This is a genomic window from uncultured Bifidobacterium sp., assembly GCF_949292005.1.
GTDB lineage: Bacteria > Actinomycetota > Actinomycetes > Actinomycetales > Bifidobacteriaceae > Bifidobacterium.
Genome location: NZ_CASEXV010000060.1, coordinates 14011 through 32342 on the forward strand (window position 1 = coordinate 14011; position 18332 = coordinate 32342).

Below are 18332 nucleotides of genomic sequence, written 5' to 3' on the forward strand. Positions count from 1 at the left end.
GTCCCATCGGTTTTTTCTCCTCACTGAAGATGGAGTTGGGAGCGATCATCGTGATCTCCACGACCATCGCTTTCATCATGGCCTGGTTCCTGCTCAAAGTCGGGTGGAGCGGCTGGATTGCCATGCCGCTGACGCTTGCCGTCTCATTGGGCATCGCCTACGTCTTCTCACGAGGATTGACCGTTCCGTTGCGTCAGATGCGCGACGCCGCGGAGGCCATGGCGGACGGGGACTACAGCGTCCGGGTGCGAACGGGCGCGACGAGCAATGACGAAGTCGGGCAGCTGGCGCGATCCTTTAACGACATGGCGGAGGAGCTTCAACACGCCGATCAGATGCGGGCCGACATGGTCGCGAACGTCAGCCATGAGCTCCGCACCCCGGTATCTGCTCTTCAGGCCATGTTGGAGAATCTCGCCGACGGCGTGGTCGACCCCACCCCAGCCACACTCGACAGCATTCTCAATCAGACGCATCGACTTTCCGATCTGATCGCCTTCCTTCTCGACCTGTCTCGAATGGAGGCGGGGGCGGCCAGTCTGGAGATCGAGCGCTTCAACATGGCGGATTTCATCGACGACACCATAGAGCCGTTGGAAATTGCCGATTCCGGACATGCCCACATCATCAAGCGACAGATCCCCGACGATCTCACGATGGAGGGTGATCAGGATCGCCTCCGGCAGTTGTTCACCAACATCATCGCGAACGCGCTCAAGCATTCCCCCGACGGCTCCACCGTCCTGATCACCGTGCGAGAGGACGACTCCACCGGAAACATCGTCACCAATGTCGTGAACTACGGATCACAGATTCCGGTCGAGGCACGCTCCGACATATTCCGCCGCTTCGTGAAAGGCCGGGGCGCACCCGGAACCGAGTCCGGTGGAACCGGTCTGGGACTGTCCATCGCCCGGTGGGCGGCCCAGCTCCATGGAGGAACCGTCAGAGTCGTCGACGACCCCCGCGGCGCCGACTTCGAAATCAGCCTCCCCCGCCTGCACACCTCGACCGGACGCGATCGGGACGACGAGGTGGACTGAGCCCGGGCCGTCCTCGCGCCCAACCACATGGCGGTCTGCGTGTCGTCGTCAGGTCCCCCTTCCTCCATATAATCGAACATATGTTCGAATGTTCATGAAGAGGAGAAGAATGATTCAGACACGCCACCATGCCACTCCATCCGTCCGACCGCACGCGGAAGCATGCTCGACTGAGCGTCACGCCGCCTGCCGGGTGGTTCTTCCCGCGCGCCGCGTGACGGCACACGGCCCCCGTCTTAGCGCCGCCCTTGAATCCGTCCACGCGGGTTTCCCCTCAGTGGCACAGGACTATATGGTCGCCGATTTCAGTCTTGATGACCATGTCATTCCCCACCCCGAGACGACCTTCATCGTCAGCGTCACGGGAGATTCCATGCAGGACGCGGGAATCTGGGATGGAGACCTGCTCATAGTCGATCGGGGACTGGATCCCGAGTCCGGTGATGTGGTCATCGCCGCGCTCGATGGCGAGCTCACTGTCAAAAGACTTCTCGTCAACGGCGGCGGTGTCCTCCTGCACCCCGAAAATCCGTTGTATGACGACATCATCGTCGGTGAGCCACAGGACCTCGTCATCTGGGGTGTGGTTACAGGAAGCTACCACCATCTTCTGCCGTCCGGAAGCACAGGGCGATGACGACGTCAATGGGTGCGTCACAAGGCGGCGGGATTATAGTCCTGGCGGATGCCGACAACTTCTACGCGTCATGCGAGACCGTGTTCGACCCTTTCCTACGCGGTCGGGCTCTCGTCGTGCTGTCCAACAACGACGGTTGCGTGGTGTCACGATCCTCCGCGGCCAAAAAGCTGGGCATCGCGAACGGAACGCCTTGGTTCCAGCTACGAGGAGACGCAGAATCGCTCGGCCTGGTGGCGCGTAGCTCCAACTATGAGCTCTATGCCAGCCTCTCCGCCCGCATGATGAGTCTGCTCGCACATCACATTCCCGAACAGGAGGTGTATTCCATCGATGAATGCTTTCTTCATTCGCACCAAGACGTGAACGGGACGATCAGCTCGGTCCTGGCCATGAGACATGAGATCCTTCGTGGGCTTGGCATACCGGTGAGCATGGGCATAGCCCCCACGAAAACCCTGGCGAAAATCGCCAACCACTGGGCCAAACGCCATCCGGAACTGGATGGCGTGGCATCTCTTATGAAGCAGAAGGGGAAATCGCCCCCGGCAGGAACCTGTCCGGTCGACGATCTGCTGGAGGCCACACCCGTCGGGGATGTGTGGGGCATCGGTCACAGACTAGTCCCCCATCTCGAAAGCCAGGGAATCCGCACCGCCAAGGATCTGCGCGATGCGGACCCGCTTCTGATCCGACACCGTTATGGAACCATCGTTCAGCGCACGGTTCTCGAGCTCCGGGGCACCCCCTGCATCGAAGCCGAATCGGACGCATCCACTGGTCGCAGAACGGGACAGATCCTCTGCTCGCAGATGTTCTCCCACCCCCTCACCGACCTCGATGACATCAATGAGGCCGTCACCGTCTACGCCCAGCGCGCCGCGACCAGACTACGCCGCCAAAACAGCCTATGCTCGCAGATCACGGTGTTCTGCAGAGGCCGGGCACGGTCTCCCGACTCCCAATCCTCCTCGCTGCGTGCGTCCAGAACTTTGCGCGAGCCGACGGACAGTCCGCTCGCCATAGCCGCCGCCGCCCGCGACGCTTTGAGGGGAAGGCTCATTCCGGGGCATCCGGCGTACACAAGGGCGGGAGTCATGCTCACCGGCATCATAGGAAACACCGCGGAAGAGGTTTTCGACGGGATGGCCCCCATCGACGAAAGATCTCTTCTCGGAGGAGCGCTGGACAGGATATCGGCACGATTCGGCCCCGACCATATAGGACTGGGACGCTCGGGAATTCGCGGTCACGACACATCCATCAACTCACATCCGGACTGGGCCATGAGACGGTCCATGCTCTCGCCACGGGCCACAACCCACTGGAACGAGATGCTCGTCGTGCATGCCTGACGATGTCGCGAGAACCGTCACATCGTATGTCTCCGATCCCGAGACGACGGCGTCCGAGCCAGAACCAACCCCACCCCCACATCGACCCCCACGGCCTGCAAAGCCCTCACGCACTGCCGCATGGTCTCCCCGGTTGTGATGATGTCATCCATAAGACACACCACCGCATGCGCACCCACCTCATCACGCAAGACCGATCCGCATGCCTCATCAACCGCCAGCTCGTTCTCGATGCGCCTCACCCGCGACCTCAGTCCTCTGGACTCGACGGACCGGGTCACCCCACGTCCAAGACGAAGCGCCGGCACCGTCGCGGCATCGACGCCTGCCGCATGGAGAACATCAACAAGCGCGGCAGACAAGGAGCCCATATGCCAACCACCCCGTCGTCGGATGGATGTGGGAGAGGATGGAACGGGAACAAAAACCACACGACAGCCAGAGCCGCTCGCCAGACCCTCATCCGAGGAGGACAACCATCGGATGAAACGCTTCCCCATCGCCCCCGCGAACACGGACTTGCATTCCACGTCCCCATGATCCTTCCATGAGAGAATCGCACGCCGGACATCGCCCGTATACTCGGCGCAAAACAGACATGCCGAGGAGGAACGTCCCGGAAGGGCGCGCGAGCCATCGAGCGTGAGCATCCCGGAGCATGCGGGGCACAGCACCTCATCAGGTCGATCGCAGCCCGCGCAGCCACGAGCGAAAAGCACGTCGCGAATCGCCACGGCCCAATCAAGAAAAGCCTTCATGCGAGACACAATCCCATATCGACGGTCCGGAAGCGCGAACAGTGCGCGATGTGGACGAACCCGTCATGCCCTCGGCTCACGCGCACGGGAAATCAGCGCGCGAGAAGATATGATTCGTAACAGATCGTCGCACACGCCCAATGTCCGCTCCGGCCCCGAGACCCGTATCGCGAAGGCCCCCGCGACCGCGACAGGATAATCATTCCCATCCGGATCCATGCGGTCCCCCACGAAGACGATGTCCTCCACGGCGATTCCGCACAAATCCGCAAGACGGCGAATCGCATAGGCCTTGTCGATCCCCCTCGCCGACACGTCCACACTGGTGGACCCCCCGGAGCGAACCTCCAAATGGGGAAGATCGCGGGCCACGGCATCGGCGAGCCGGTTCTTCCGTGAGTTGTCGGGGTCCCATGAATCCTTGAACTCGGTCGGCGCGTGCTGTCCCAACGCCGAGAACGTTATCTGGCTTCCCCTGTCCTCGATGCGTTCTCCCCACACACAGGGCTCCCATACGCCCTGCTCCTTGGCATGCCTCGTCAATGACTCGATGGCCGCCGCGCGGTCCTCGGAACTCAGATCATAAGAATACCGGCATGACCACCGCCGGCCATCCCATCCATAGCATCGTGTCCCGCTCGTCGGCATAAGAACCATGGACGAGCGCACGGCCGACGGAGGAAGAACATCAAGGATCTGGCTGGCTACAAGGGAGAAGCTGCCACCTGTGACCACGGCGACCGTGGTCGCCTGTGAGAGCAGCGCCAGACGTTGAGCCATCCGTGGCTCCATTGGCTTCTTCGATCGCGCAAGCGTGTTGTCCAGATCGAATCCGACGGCTCCGATGACGCAGGGACAGCGGCCCGATGACAACACATCGGGATCATGCACAACTACCATGCCTCCGCACCCCCTCATCCGCACTCCCTCATAACAACATTGTGCCTATGGTATCGCGCGGGGACATGCCAGCGCCTATTGTGGAAGTCATGCGCACATCTCCACCGTGGGAATCCCCGGTCTACAGGAACAGACATGGACGGGGGATCAGAACGCCCATGTTTGGAGCGAGACTTCCACGCTACCGAACACGATCGGGCATGTTCGACGACATGACGGCCGCTCAGATCAGACGGTTGCATGACGCATGGCCGAATCTTGTCGCCGACATCCAGTTCGCCGTGGAGGATGTCCCGCCATCGGCTCCGGCTCCATGGGAGGACCAACCCGACCCCCTTTCGCAGGGTTTCGCCGCCGGACGCGGAATTCCCGCCCGAATCGTGCTCTACCGCCTTCCCATACAGACGCGTTGCCGCACAAGGATGGAGCTGCAACTGGCCATCCGAGATGAGCTTGTGTCACGGCTTGCCAACCTGTCAGGACGGCGCCCGGAGGAGATAGACCCCGATTGGGGACTGTGAGGCGCATATCCTCAAAGATGGTGGAGCCATGCCGATGTCGGGAAAGACCACGATGTCAGCGGACTATGGAACGATCCTCATACGTGCGGACGATCATCTTCGTGGGTTCCAGCGGAGTCGAACGTAGATAGGCAACCGCCGTCGTTCCGGAGGACGTTGTGGAGCTTGACACCCTGACACCCCATGACAGTTCGGACGAGGACGACACGATGACCGCGGCGGCCGAGGGGAAATCCGAGAGCGACACGGACCGCACGCCCATGGAATCAAGCGTCACTTTCCGCGAACCGATTACCGACCCTGCGGGGTTGACCACGATGACGGTCGCCGTGGCGGCATCATCGGATCCGTTGGCCATCTCAACGCTCCCCGATGTTCCCTTCGGCAGCGCGACCGCCGCGGAGCGATGGCCCGTGGACGAGGGAAGATAGGCGAAATCGCTCAGCCCATCATCACCCGTCCTAGTTACCACGGACTCCGCATACACGGCCGAACTCGACGACACCTCGATCGCATAGGCATTGGCAGGCGCGGTGCCGGCATCAAGGGATGTCACCTTTCCCGATGTCAACGAGACTTTCTTGATCTCCTTTTTCCCGGATCGGGTCAGCCACGATGCCGTCACGGTGACGGGGGACCTTGAGAACAACAGCAGATCGACCGAGTCGCCGGAGGACACGCCAGGAATCACGCTCCTGCGGGACGATCCCTCCACGGCGGTGGAGAAATCGGAGCCCCTACTTTCCAGACCACTCATGGAGACGCTCTGCACAACGGCCGCGACGGGCGTCGCGGTGCTCGACAACGTAAGGAAAAGAGCCTTGTGATCAGGAGCCGCAGCCGACAGATCAACTGTTTTCTCGCTTCCAGCCGGCACCGTGACCGTGCCTCCCGTGGACAGGACTATTGCATCGCCGCTTTCCGCCCCATGTGCCGAGATGGTCACCGATGTCGACGTCGATGAATAGTTCGCGAGGACAAGCTGCTGCGTCGTTCCCACGGATGTACCGGAGATGAACAGCGATTGCTTCATGGATCCGGATACGCAGGTGGACGCAGACGCGCCGCGAAGATCTCCGGTGGTCGCGGTGGAGACGATGGATCCGACCACGCCCGTCCCACGGTTCACGTCAAGCGCCTGGCCCGAAATCAGAGACGACCGTCCCTTGCTTCCCATATCCAGCAGCGATGCGGCCTGGGAATCGGACAGGGACGGAATATCCACGCTCGACGAGGTCCCGTCTATTCCCGTCACGGATGCCCGATACACCGATCCGGCCGCCATAACACGCGCGGACGATGACAGATTCCCCTCAGATGTCTGGAATTCCTTGTCCCCATAGGATCCCTCATCCGCCAAGGACATCCGGGCCGGGCAGTACATCTCCATCTGCGAGGCACCCACGGTCTGGGAGAGGCCGGATTGCCCTTGTACGTCATCAACAAGCGATGTTGCCGGCGCATACAGCGACGCGGCCACGACGAAAGCCACAATCATCACGACCGTGGCCGTCGCGGCGATGACTCGCCAAATCATGGAACTCCGGGAACGCATGCTCACACCGACTCCTTTCGCAGACGGGAGGACAATGGCATCGCGACAAGGCAGTACAGGATGAGCATTCCTCCCGTGACGACAAGCCACAGGCGTCGAAGGACATCCGCCTTCGCGGATTCGGCCGAACTCACCGAATGCGCCACGGACGATCCGATGGTATCGGTGACCCGGTAATAGACTCCCGCATCGTCGCTCACCACAACGTCCACGCCGTCGGATGCCGTGATGTTCGTCGCCAGACGTTCGGCCGCCTTGGATGCCGATGAATCACTGGAGTCCGCGACCACATAGATGCCTCCGATCCCCCAGGCGGCGATGTCGCTGATCGCCGAATCATCCGTTCCGGCCAGTAACCGGGCAGCGGATTCCGATATGACCGATGTCGCCTGATCCGTCGTGGATGACAGCGCCAAAGCCGACACCGCGGGAGAGGAATCCACAAGATCGCCGCGCGCCGTGCACATGACTGCGATATCGACGGTTGACGAGTTACGCGCCCTTAATGCCAGAACACGACGGCTGACGTTCCCGGACAGATAATCGCTGGCAATGATGGGAATCCCCTCCTCCGTCGTCGAAACTGACCCCCCCATGTCGCGTCCCATGCCGGCGATGAACCACACCCCGCACGTCAATGCCAGAACAAGCGAGAGAATCGTCCGCATGGTTGTGGATATAGTCGACCGGCCCGTATTCGAACCAACGCGACCGGACGAAGGCAGGGACAACTGCGAGAACCTGCGGACGGCCCCTCCCGCGACCATGCAGCAGCAGGACAGCAATCCAAGCATCATCAGAGACACCCCGGGAAGAACGGAGCCGGCGACGGCTCCCTGAGATGACGAAGCCACTGCGATCCTGGAAGATGTCATCGCCAGCACCACTCCAACAAGAACAAGCATCCACATCATGCGCGAGACCCTAAGCACAAAGGGCAGGACCAAGGCGAGCACCGCAATGGCGACCAACAGGAAGAGCAGCGCCACGGCCAGCACCCTCAACGCTCCGGCGGATCCCTCGACCATCCATGCCAGAGATCCGAGCCGCAGCCCGAAAGCGCGATCCATTATCCGCATCAGACCCAATGCCTTCGGTGAGCCATTGATGAGATGGTCCTGAATCATCACGTCGGAGAACAGCTGCCGGACTCCCCCGGACGAGACATTGGCCACGGCATAGACAAGGTTGGGCAGGACTACCGCCACCGCCGGCAACGGAATCATCAGAAGCATCACCCGATGATCCCTGACCAGAATTATGAACACCATCAGAAGCAGTGACACGGCCACCACCATCTGGGGCTCGGACGCCACAACCGGTATGAAAGCCAGCGCCGCGCACGCGGCCGCCTGAACCGACGCTCGCGGGACCCGCGGATCCTCCGTGTGGTACATCCCGACCGCACGAAAAACGAAGGCGAAAGCGGCCGGCAGAAACATCATCACCACCAGCATGGGCAGATTCGCCGTCTGGTACGCTCCCATCAACGCGCCAATGGATACCCACGCCAGTCCGCCGACGACACGGACGACATCCGACCGCGTGAACACACCAGCCAAAGCCCACATCGACAATGCGGAAACAGGCGCGGCGACGAAAAACAAGAGAGAGAGACCCGCGGCCGGATTTCCCCCACACAGAAGCGACGCCGCTCCCCACACCCACATCCACGGCGTGGACGGGACCGCCACCCCGGTCACACCACCCAGATACCACCAGTTGCCGGCCGCGTCCATGATCATCCGCATGGTCGCCGCCGTAGGAAGCAACTGTGAGGATATAAGGGAACCACCCGCCAGCGCCCCACGAAGGACGTCCCAACGCATGGCCACCACAGCCACGAACGCCACGAACGCCATGCCGGCCGCGCAGGAGGCTCGGACCACGGCACGATGATGCAGATGTCCCCGCGCCAAAGGATTCAACGTCAACGGCTGTGCATCCGATCGCAGAATCCGGCTTCTCGTACGCCACTGCCGCACCTGACGCCTTGTCGCGCGAAGCATGCGCAACCCCGATTTGCCCACATTGGTCTGCGCCGACACACGTTTCCTGGCCCGAACGGCCGACGACAAATCACCCCATCCCCTCCATGGAAGAGAGATCCGACACCACGCTTCGTAGGGATGTTTGCGAAGCAGACACAGAACGGCCCGGAAAACCGACAGAAAAAGATCCAGAACCCACAGGAGCGGCCACCATTGGAAGGGTACATCCGTATACCGGTAGCGACGTGACGACAGCAGACGCTCATTAAGGGTGTTGAGCGGACTAAGCTCATCGACGGGATCTCCGCGCATGGAGCGAACACCCTCAAAGCGCGCGCGCCTATGTGCCGCGGCCACACCAGGAGCCACCACCACACGCCCTCCGGACAGGCACACGCGCCGGCAGAAATCATTTCCCTCAGCGAAGCTCCCAAACCAGGGATCCACGCCTCCAAACCGTTCGAGCGTCGTCAAAGGCACCAAGGCCCCCGCCAAAGACACGGCGAAAACATCCTGCCTGTCATCATATTGTTGCTGATCGGGCTCGCCATCGACCACCAACGACCTCGTGCCATGTCCGTAGGCGTATCCTCCCACGGAATGAAGTCCCGCCCCATCCCAGTCCAACTGCTTGACTCCAACGATGTCGGCTCCAGGGGTGTTGCTTTTCACATCCAGAAGCCTCTCAAGGCATCTCGGTCCCACGGGACGCGAATCATCGTGGAGAAGCCATAGAAAACGCACGGGACCAGGACGTTCAGCAACACCCGAGGCCGATATGGCCTCGGACACGCATTGGGAGAACGACCGCGCGCGCGGAGCCGGAGTAACGACCAGAGATATCCCCCGCCGAACGACTTGGGAGGATCCATCCGATGAAGTCCCATAGGATACGACTCCCGACCCATCAGCATCACCGCCGAGGACGGTCCGGAAAGGAAGCCTCCCCGCGCTGGAATCATCGGCCGAGCAGTCCGCCATCATCACGATTCCCGGAAGCACGCTCTGCTCGAGCACGGCCGCAAGCGTCGCTGACACATAGCGCATATCCGCACCACAGGCGACGACTGCGGCCACCGAATCCTCGATGCGCTGATCACCGCGCATCACGAAAGCGGACGTCACGCGGGAAACCAACTCGGAAAGGTCAATGCTGTCTGTGGAGTGCACAGTTCTCAAGTGTACGCAACAACGGCAACGGGCGCCCGACACAGTCTCCCGCCCGCCTGCGATCCGCCTTTCAAACGGGCGCCGGAGGATGTGCATATCATCATCTTCACAGGTTCTTCTATAAATGTGCCGTAATATTTAGTGGTTTACTGCAGACAGAATCAGGGAATCGGCTACGGAAGACGACCATGGAGCCCATGGTTCCCTGACCGCGCGAGAAGGAAGGCCGGACAGTGGCATCCCATCGACGACACATCACCAAAGATCCGAATCTCAAAGGCTGGCGGACGTCGACCCCACGGCATAGTCACGCCTACCGGATCAGCCATCGCCTCGGCATCATGATCGCCGCAGCGCTCGCGGTGATCATCGTCCTTCCGGCCACGATCGCGGCGGCCGTGTGGGTGGATTTCGGAGCCTCCATCAACGCAAGCAAGGTCAATGTCATCGCGCAGTCGACGTCCAGTTCTAGTCCCACCCTCGTCGACCCCAACGCCGGCAAAGCAATCAACATACTCATCCTCGGCCAGGACACCCGTGACGGCAGCGCGAACGCATCCATAGGGGGAAGCAACGACGACGAATCGGGTCTGCACAACGCCGACACGACCATGGTGATGCAGATCAGCGCCGACCGCTCATACATCAATCTTGTGTCGATTCCACGCGACTCGCTTGTCGACGTGCCCAGCTGCACAACCTCCAAAGGAACCATCTCCGCCCAATACAACGTGATGTTCAACTCGATATTCGCGAACGCGTGGGCCAAAGGCGGCGACCTCGCCTCCGCGGCAAGCTGTACGATGGCCGCAGTCAACTCGCTCACCGGCATGGACATCCAGAACTTCATCGTCGTCGACTTCGCGGGTCTTCGCGACATGATCAACGCGATAGGCGGAGTGAACATCTGCATACCCGTCGAGACCAAAGACTCCTACACGGGCCTGAGCCTGAGCAAGGGACTGTATCATTTCAACGGAACGCAGGCCACGCAGTACGCGCGTATGCGCCACGGGACCGGCACCGATGGTTCGGACATCATGCGCACCACTCGGCAGCAGTATCTTGTCAAGGAGCTCATCAAGCAGGCCATGGAGAAGAACCTCTTCACCCAGACCAGCCAGCTCTATCAGCTCGCCAAAGCCGCCTTAAAATCATTGAACATCAGCAGCGGGTTGGCCAGCACGACCGTACTGGCCTCTCTGGCAATGAGCCTGAAGAACCTCGACACGTCCAAGCTCTATATGATGACCACACCCGTCACCGCGGCCCCCAGCGATTCCAACAGGGTCGTATGGTCGTCGGCCGCCGATGCCGTGTGGGGGAAGATGCGCAATCACACCGCCCTCACCGAGCAGACGACGACCACATCCTCTAGCTCCTCGTCATCCTCGAAGTCCTCCTCCAGCTCCTCGTCATCGTCCTCCACCGCATCCTCCTCCAGCTCGGCATCGAGCACGGCCACGTCCACGGTGAACTCCAAGACAGGACTGATCACCAATTCCTCGGGGCAGCTCATCGACCCGAACACCAACGGAATAGTCGATCCTGACACCGGAACGATACACGACGCCACCACAGGCCAATCCATCGGCATCGCCGACCGCTATCTCAACAGCACTATTTGTGCCGTTCCTGCGCAGGATTAGTCCCCGTATCTCGATTGAGGCCTCCACGCAGTGTAAATCTGTGTGGAGGCCATCGCGGGGGAATCTTGACCACAGGGAGGATAGGAATGACACAGGACGGCAACCCACCCAGCTTCATCCCCTCCTTGGGTTCCAGCAACGGCGACGACCATCACGTGGCCTCGGCCAGAGCTCCGCGTCAGAACACGCAATCAACTCCTCCGAGCTTCATCCCCTCCTCCACCGGCCGTATTCCGCCGGCCACGGGAACGCAGCGCCGTTCCTCCACACGCAGCATGTCCAACCGTCAACAACTCTCTTATGGAGACTCCCCATCGGAGGGGGAATCCTCACAGACATCCAGTCCATCGTCCCGCCATGCCGTAGCCGAAGAGCCGTCATCCGGAAGAAGCGGCGGCAGAACATCCCGGGGCGGCACGTGCTCCACATCCCACGGTTCGCTCCAATCGCGCGGCTCGGCCGTGGCGTCCTCGGGACGCTCTCCTCATAAAGGAGGCGGAAACAAGCGCAAACACCGAAACATCGGCAAAATCGTCGTGGCCGTGCTACTCGCCCTCATTCTGGCTTTGGGCATCTCCATCCTCGGCGCGTGGAACTGGGTGAATTCGCGTCTGGACAAGACATCGTGGCTTACAAGCATGTCATCCTCGACATCCTCAACGTCTTGGCTTCTTCTCGGGTCGGATGAGAGGGACGGCTCCGCGGGCGGAACGTCAGGCGACACACCAGGGTCACGCACCGACACGATTCTGGTCCTCACCAAGCCGCGCAGCGGATCAAGCTCGCTCATCTCGATTCCGCGCGATTCCTTGGTGCAGGTCTCGGGAACATACATGAAGATCAATGCCGTCGCTGAAGTCGTCAGCCGTAAGGCGCTCGTCTCGCAGATCGAATCAATCACAGGACACAAAATCGACCATGTCGCGGAGATCCGGTTCGGCGGACTTCAGAAGGTCGTCGACGCCATCGGCGGCGTGAAACTCTGCTACAACAGAACCGTCAACGACGCGGACTCGGAGCTGACCTGGACGGCCGGATGCCATCAGGCCAATGGCAAAACCGCGCTGGCCTTTTCACGGATGCGGTATCAGGATCCCAACGGGGACTTCGGCCGCGCCGAACGCCAGCGGCAGGTGATCTCAGCCATTGTCTCCAAGGCCACATCGCGTGCGGTGCTCACCAATCCCTCCACCGTGAAGGCTCTGGCGACGGCAGGACTCGATTCCATGATCGTGGATGAGGACTCATCCCCCAAAACGCTGCTGTCAATGGCACTGGCGTTCCGTAGTTCTACCGGAAGCAAGGGAATAACCGGAAGCGTGTACTGGACCAACCCGGACTACTACGTGGACGGCGTGGGTTCATCCGTTCTCCTCAATGACGCGAAGAATCTCAAGCTATTCAACTCCTTGGCGAACGGAACCCACAAATCAGGCGTTGTGGGGACTTTGGCGAAAAGCTAGCGCGGAGAAAATCCGAAACCCGAGGAACTTTTGTCCGGGGCCGGGCCACAAGTCCCCATTCATGTAATCCTCATGTGGCACGGTCCTTTCGTCCACACCATCGTCTCCACATCGCGTCATATGTCTCCTTCGACGAATCTGTCAGCGTGGGAAGGACGACATCCGATCCGGAAGCGACGCCGGATTCTCGGCACTCAGTAATGATTTTGCGGGCTATCGCCCTTGTGGCACCTCTGCTCGGGCAATGCGCGCTTCTCATAGTGCTTCTTGTCCACGGAAACTGGACGTTCGCGGCCGTGTCGGCCACTGCCCTGCTGTCCTCCCTCGCCTGGGCACTGTTGAGAAGCGTTGACGGCAGGAATCAGAAAAGGCCCGACACCGCCGCAACATCCGGCATGCCCACACACCGGGCCCCAACCGTCGACGAGCCCCCTCCACCATCATCCCCACCTCTTGAGGAGCTGTTGTCATTCGACGAGAACCCTCGGCTATGGTGGCGCGACGTCATGGCTCGATGGGCATCCAACAACGACCCGGAATCCACATCGCTCACCGCGACCATGGGTGTCAGCGACTCCGGCGGCCTGACCATCGATCTGGGAGTCCACGGCCCCCACGCTCTTGTCTGTGGCACGACCGGATCGGGAAAGTCGGTGGTTCTCCGAACGTGGTGTCTCTCTCTGGCCTGCCGGTACCCACCCTCACGACTTCACTTCGTCTTTCTGGATTTCAAGGGAGGTGCCGGACTGGACGCACTGGCGGAGCTACCCCATGCCGTGGGGAACGTCTGCGATCTTGATCTTCGCCATGCGAAGAGGGCATTGCGGGCTCTCGAGAGGGAATTGACACGCCGTGAGCGGCTGGTGTCACGACATCGCGTCTCCGACGTGCGCCATCTTCCCATGCCGCCACCTACGATGGTGGTTGTGGTCGACGAGTTCCATGCTCTTCGCGGCCGTCTCCCCGGATACATCGATAGGCTGACGACCATAGCGTCCCTGGGACGGTCCTTGGGAATGCATCTGATCGCCTGCACGCAGAACCCTCAGGGACAGGTTGGTGCCGATATGAAGGCCAATCTGTCGCTGCACGTCTGCCTGCGGGTGAGGGACGCGTTCCAATCCGTCGAGATGCTCGGCGATGGAAGGGCCGCGAGAATAAGCCCACGCGCTCCCGGAATGGGATATCTCGACAACGGCGAGGACGTGACTCGCTTCCACTGCGCAGCCGCCCGCTCATCCACTGCCCTGGTGTCCGCCATACGGGTCGCGGCCGCGGTAACAGGCTCCCCACCCCGTCCTCAGTTATTCAGTCCACCACTTCCCTCGTCCATCAACCTCGAACGGATACCACACCCCGTCGGCGCGCGAAGCGATAGCGGCGAACCCCAATCCCACCTGGCACGCCCGCCATCCATCGTCGTGGGGGTGTGCGACGACGGCACACGCGTCTCACCCATGCGGCTGAGTTTGGATGGTGGCAACATCATGGTGGTCGGATCGCCGGGCTGCGGGAAAACAACCCTATTGGACACCATGATCGAATCGATCCGACAGTGGTCGCTGACACGCCATGCCGCGGCGGCATCCCGCACTCCTCAGGTGATGGTCCTTGCCCTCACGGGGCACGGCGGAGACCCCGACACGATGAGGCACCATGCCGCCACCGTCATGTCCCGGGCCGACGACGCGGTGGGGCATCGATTCCCTTCCACGCCGAATGACCGCCGCACCTCAGACACCACCCCGGACATCATGCTCGTGGACGATGCGGACCCACTGCTTGCCCCCCTCAGCTCGGATCCGCTCGCCAAAAAGGTCGCCGCAGCCTCGCACAATCCGCGCTGCACGGTTGTCGCCGCCGTCAGCAGGCCGGAAAGATGCCGACTCGATGACGTATCCTGGACCATCATTTTCCCCACCGGTGACCGCACCACCGATCTGATGCACGGCATCCCCTCCGTTCTCCTTGACGACCTCGATTCCGAAGACTGTTCCACCCCGGGGCGCGCGGCCATAATCCGTCGCGGAATGGCATGCATGGTCCAATGCGCCGTCCCCCGTGAATTTACGTTGGGAAAAACTCTTGAAAAATCACGGGATTAGTGGTTATCTGATAACGGTTCGATTTCATCCAAGGTCATCAGGGATGACACAAGGAAGGCACATATTTATGAGCAGTGCGTTTGATTGGCGCGCCAAGGCCGCCTGTCGCGACAAGGATCCCGAGCTCTTCTTTCCCGTGGGGAACACCGGAGCCGCCTACCAGCAGATCGAGGAGGCCAAGGCGGTCTGCCGTACCTGCAAGGTTATTGACGCATGCCTCAAATGCGCTTTGGACACCAATCAGGATTACGGCGTCTGGGGAGGGCTGAGCGAGGATGAAAGGCGCGCCCTCAAGCGTCGTGCAATGCGCGCGCGGCGGTCGCAAAGCATGCAGATGCAGATCTGATACTTACTCAACAGCCATTCAGAGCGCGACGCTTGGGATGCCGATGATGCCCGTGAACGCTTCCTTCAGGGAAGGTCACGGGCATCATCGTATCTGCGAACGCTTGATTGGCGGTGATCAGCGATAATCCTGCGCCGCGCGCAACCGGATGTTGAGAACCACGCGGGTTCCGCCCTCATGGCGCGGCTCCCATCGGATATTCCCTCCAAAGTCATTGGTGACGAAGGTGTTGATGATCTGGGTTCCCAGCCCCGAACCGGACGATCGCGCCATCCCATTCGACTCCTCCGACTCCAGGCCGGATCCATCATCCTCGACGACGACATTGAGATTGTTGCCGCTTCTTCCCACGGACACCGTGATCTCGCCGTTGCGACGACCTTCGTATCCGTGTTCCACCGCATTGGTGATAAGCTCCGTCAGCACCAATGACAGCGGAGTGGCGTCCTGCGCGGGCATCATTCCGAATCGTCCCACATATCCTATATGGATGTTCTGGTCGCTCATGGATGCGAGATCGACGCTCATCCTCAGAAGCTTCGTGATGACCTTGTCGAAATCCACGATCTCATCGGCTGTCTGGCTGAGGCCCTCATGAACCATCGCGATGGTCTGGATACGGCGCTGCGCCTCCGCGAGCTCCTTCCTCACCTCCTCGGACTTGGTGTTGCGGGCCTGCAGCCTCAGCAACGCCGACACCGCCTGAAGATTGTTCTTTACGCGATGGTGAATCTCCGAAATGGTCGCGTCCTTGGTCTGCAGCTCCTGTTCCCGACGCCGGATCTCAGTCACATCGCGGCACAGGATGATGGCACCCGTCCTCCCCATCTCATCCCATAACGGCAGGGATCGCATGGACACGGCGGACCGATTAGCGACCAGCTCAGAATCGACGGCGGCCTTCCCGCTAAGCACCAACGGAAGGCTTTCGGGAACCGGATCCTTGGCGTGGAGCAGCTGCGTGCCGATCTCACTAAGATAATGCCCCTGCATGGTTTCCAAAGACCCCAGCCTACGGAAGCAGCTGATGGCGTTCGGCGAAGCGTAGCGCACTATTCCCTCATTCGTCACGAGGATGAAACCGTCGGCCACACGTGCCACGTGCCGTTGACTCATCACCGGATTGTTGTAGGGGAACTGCTCACGGGCGATCATCTGGAAGAGGATCTTGCCCGCATTGATGCTTTCGCTCTCGTACCGTCCGTTGGACTCCCTCGTCGCCATATTGGTCTGACGGACGACCACGCCCAAGGTCCTCCCCTCGTGACGGACCGGCGTGTACACATTGCACACCTCGGATCTGCCCACAAGTGTCAGACCCTCGGATTTCACGGGCTTCGTCGATTCCATGACCTCATCGAGCTCGCTGGCCATATCCGAATCGACCTCATGTCCGACCACATCATCCACGCGCAGCGTCATAACGGTCGAGGGACGGCATTGCTCGGCCACGACATACCGGCCGTCACCGCGTCTCATGACAAGAAGAAGATCGGCAAAGCTCAGATCCGCGATGACCTGCCAATCGGCCACCAGTTGATGAAGCCATTCACGGTCGCCATCGGACAAGTCCGGACGGGTGGAGAGAATTTGGGTGAAGTCCGCCATAATCACCAATGATACGCAGGCCGTAGCCACAGCACCCGCCGGATCCGCCGCATAATGCCGCCGAGTGAATGACGCGGCATGCGTCGCTTCGACGGCCCAGAATTGGCTTGATCGACGGATCGCACATCCCATCGCCGTCGGCGGGGCCATGTGGAATTGACACATCGTACGGTTACGGTATCGTAGGTTACGGTTCCGTAATAAGTCATTGGAGGGCCAATGGATCCCGAGCCACACGAGGCGTCCCATGAGATGCCGCAACAGACCACAACAACCACACCGCCCGCGCCCGCAGCCCCCGCGAGGACCGAGGTTCAACAGGCCATTATGGAGGCCCGCCAGGGGAAGGCCGCGGAAATACGCGCACGCGCACGCCTGAAGGCCGACAGAATCGAACGGCGTTCCCGACTTCGCGTGGCCAAGGTTCTCACAACCGCCGACTCCAAGGCCCAGCATGTTCTGGACCCCACCAGCGGAACACCCCGGAAGGTCCGTCTCGACGTTCACGGACGTCCGAAGCCCCTTCTTCGTGGATGGATCCATGCGGCCACCGCACCCCTGGCGCTGGCGGCCGGAATCGTCCTCATCTGCCTCGCGCACGGCACCGGATTGAAATGGGCCTGCGCGGTCTTCATGACAGCGTCGTTGATTCTTTTCACCAATTCGGCGGCCTACCATCTGGGAGACTGGTCCCCCACCACGACCGGGGTGCTGCGTCGCATCGACCACGTCAACATCTTCCTGCTCATCGCCGGCACCTACACGCCCGTGGCCTTCGCGCTTCCATCATTGTGGCGCGATGGCATCATCATAGGAATGTGGTCGTGCACTCTCGTGGCTCTTGTCATCCATGTGATATGGATCAGCGCTCCACGTTGGTTGTATGTGCTCGTGTACATCATCTTTGGTGTCTCCGGCGTCGCTCTCATGGGGATGTTCTGGATCTCCCCCGCAGCGGGACCCACCGTCGTCATCCTCATCGCATCGGGAGGGTTGTGCTACATCGCGGGAGCCATCGTCTACGCCCTTCGCCACCCCGACCCCTGGCCACGCGTTTTTGGATTCCATGAGATTTTCCATCTCGGCACCGTCGCCGGATTCGCCTGCCATATGGTGGCGATCTACATGGTTATCGTCCAGTTGAGATAGTTCTCCGCGCCCACACGTGGCCCCATACACATGGCCCCATACACATGGCCCCATACACGACGGGGGCGTTTCCGACCTGATG

Annotated in this window: 14 protein-coding genes; 9 read left to right on the plus strand and 5 right to left on the minus strand. The window is 60.8% G+C overall.

Features of this window, described 5'->3' with window-relative positions; genetic code table 11:
• Positions 1-29: 29 nt before the first annotated feature.
• The 3 genes from Q1X90_RS04380 (at position 30) to Q1X90_RS04390 (ending at position 3035) form a co-directional block, all read left to right on the plus strand.
• Positions 30-1043, plus strand: a complete 1014-nt coding sequence (locus Q1X90_RS04380; RefSeq protein WP_300767018.1) for a HAMP domain-containing sensor histidine kinase — start codon at positions 30-32, stop codon at positions 1041-1043.
• Positions 1044-1152: 109 nt separating this feature from the next.
• Positions 1153-1680 carry a translesion error-prone DNA polymerase V autoproteolytic subunit gene (umuD, locus tag Q1X90_RS04385; RefSeq protein WP_300766918.1) on the plus strand — a complete coding sequence of 176 codons (528 nt, stop codon included), beginning with the start codon at positions 1153-1155 and terminating at the stop codon, positions 1678-1680.
• Between the two features lie 8 nt (positions 1681-1688).
• Positions 1689-3035, plus strand: coding sequence for a Y-family DNA polymerase (locus Q1X90_RS04390; RefSeq protein ID WP_300766920.1), 1347 nt, complete (start codon positions 1689-1691; stop codon positions 3033-3035).
• Between the two features lie 17 nt (positions 3036-3052).
• On the opposite strand, the gene Q1X90_RS04395 is transcribed toward Q1X90_RS04390, so the two are convergent.
• Positions 3053-3793, minus strand: coding sequence for a ComF family protein (locus tag Q1X90_RS04395; RefSeq protein WP_300766922.1), 741 nt, complete (start codon positions 3791-3793; stop codon positions 3053-3055).
• 63 nt (positions 3794-3856) lie between these two features.
• Positions 3857-4693, minus strand: a complete 837-nt coding sequence (locus Q1X90_RS04400) for an HAD-IIB family hydrolase (RefSeq protein WP_300766924.1) — start codon at positions 4691-4693, stop codon at positions 3857-3859.
• Positions 4694-4758: 65 nt separating this feature from the next.
• Between Q1X90_RS04400 and Q1X90_RS04405 the strand changes: the two genes are divergently transcribed.
• Positions 4759-5214: a metallopeptidase family protein gene (locus Q1X90_RS04405; RefSeq protein WP_300766926.1), complete on the plus strand. Its 456-nt coding sequence runs from the start codon at positions 4759-4761 to the stop codon at positions 5212-5214.
• A gap of 55 nt (positions 5215-5269) precedes the next feature.
• On the opposite strand, the gene Q1X90_RS04410 is transcribed toward Q1X90_RS04405, so the two are convergent.
• Together Q1X90_RS04410 and Q1X90_RS04415 are read right to left on the minus strand one after the other, a co-directional pair.
• Complete coding sequence (locus Q1X90_RS04410) at positions 5270-6769, minus strand: DUF5719 family protein (RefSeq protein WP_300767020.1); 1500 nt, start codon at positions 6767-6769, stop codon at positions 5270-5272.
• A 2-nt stretch (positions 6770-6771) separates the two neighbouring features.
• Positions 6772-9885 carry a glycosyltransferase gene (locus Q1X90_RS04415; RefSeq protein WP_300766928.1) on the minus strand — a complete coding sequence of 1038 codons (3114 nt, stop codon included), beginning with the start codon at positions 9883-9885 and terminating at the stop codon, positions 6772-6774.
• 278 nt (positions 9886-10163) lie between these two features.
• Here Q1X90_RS04415 and Q1X90_RS04420 point away from each other — a divergent pair, with 278 nt between their 5' ends.
• The 4 genes from Q1X90_RS04420 (at position 10164) to Q1X90_RS04435 (ending at position 15493) form a co-directional block, all read left to right on the plus strand.
• A complete protein-coding gene (locus Q1X90_RS04420) occupies positions 10164-11579 on the plus strand; it encodes an LCP family protein (RefSeq protein ID WP_300766930.1) in 1416 nt (471 codons plus the stop codon).
• Between the two features lie 86 nt (positions 11580-11665).
• Positions 11666-13042 (plus strand): LCP family protein, encoded by a 1377-nt coding sequence (locus Q1X90_RS04425; protein WP_300766932.1) that lies wholly within the window; start codon positions 11666-11668, stop codon positions 13040-13042.
• 206 nt (positions 13043-13248) lie between these two features.
• Positions 13249-15147 carry an FtsK/SpoIIIE domain-containing protein gene (locus Q1X90_RS04430; protein WP_300766933.1) on the plus strand — a complete coding sequence of 633 codons (1899 nt, stop codon included), beginning with the start codon at positions 13249-13251 and terminating at the stop codon, positions 15145-15147.
• Between the two features lie 67 nt (positions 15148-15214).
• Entirely contained in the window at positions 15215-15493 is a 279-nt protein-coding gene (locus Q1X90_RS04435; RefSeq protein WP_155588046.1) for a WhiB family transcriptional regulator, read from the plus strand.
• Positions 15494-15610: 117 nt separating this feature from the next.
• Here the strand turns inward: Q1X90_RS04435 and Q1X90_RS04440 are convergent, their stop codons facing one another.
• Positions 15611-17101, minus strand: coding sequence for a sensor histidine kinase (locus Q1X90_RS04440; RefSeq protein ID WP_300766939.1), 1491 nt, complete (start codon positions 17099-17101; stop codon positions 15611-15613).
• A 327-nt stretch (positions 17102-17428) separates the two neighbouring features.
• On the opposite strand from Q1X90_RS04440, the gene Q1X90_RS04445 reads away from it, so the two are divergent.
• The gene (locus tag Q1X90_RS04445; protein WP_300767023.1) at positions 17429-18250 is read left to right on the plus strand and encodes a hemolysin III family protein; all 822 of its coding nucleotides are present in this window, start codon (positions 17429-17431) and stop codon (positions 18248-18250) included.
• Positions 18251-18332: the final 82 nt, after the last annotated feature.

Excerpts from the sequence above, each read along its gene's own strand:
- Q1X90_RS04380 (WP_300767018.1), top strand. The coding sequence starts at position 30 with ATGGAGTTGGGAGCGATCATCGTGATCTCCACGACCATCGCTTTCATC.
- umuD (WP_300766918.1), top strand. The coding sequence starts at position 1,153 with ATGATTCAGACACGCCACCATGCCACTCCATCCGTCCGACCGCACGCG.
- Q1X90_RS04390 (WP_300766920.1), top strand. The coding sequence starts at position 1,689 with ATGGGTGCGTCACAAGGCGGCGGGATTATAGTCCTGGCGGATGCCGAC.
- Q1X90_RS04395 (WP_300766922.1), bottom strand. The coding sequence starts at position 3,793 with ATGAAGGCTTTTCTTGATTGGGCCGTGGCGATTCGCGACGTGCTTTTC.
- Q1X90_RS04400 (WP_300766924.1), bottom strand. The coding sequence starts at position 4,693 with ATGGTAGTTGTGCATGATCCCGATGTGTTGTCATCGGGCCGCTGTCCC.
- Q1X90_RS04405 (WP_300766926.1), top strand. The coding sequence starts at position 4,759 with ATGCCAGCGCCTATTGTGGAAGTCATGCGCACATCTCCACCGTGGGAA.
- Q1X90_RS04410 (WP_300767020.1), bottom strand. The coding sequence starts at position 6,769 with ATGCGTTCCCGGAGTTCCATGATTTGGCGAGTCATCGCCGCGACGGCC.
- Q1X90_RS04425 (WP_300766932.1), top strand. The coding sequence starts at position 11,666 with ATGACACAGGACGGCAACCCACCCAGCTTCATCCCCTCCTTGGGTTCC.
- Q1X90_RS04435 (WP_155588046.1), top strand. The coding sequence starts at position 15,215 with ATGAGCAGTGCGTTTGATTGGCGCGCCAAGGCCGCCTGTCGCGACAAG.
- Q1X90_RS04440 (WP_300766939.1), bottom strand. The coding sequence starts at position 17,101 with ATGGCGGACTTCACCCAAATTCTCTCCACCCGTCCGGACTTGTCCGAT.
- Q1X90_RS04445 (WP_300767023.1), top strand. The coding sequence starts at position 17,429 with ATGGAGGCCCGCCAGGGGAAGGCCGCGGAAATACGCGCACGCGCACGC.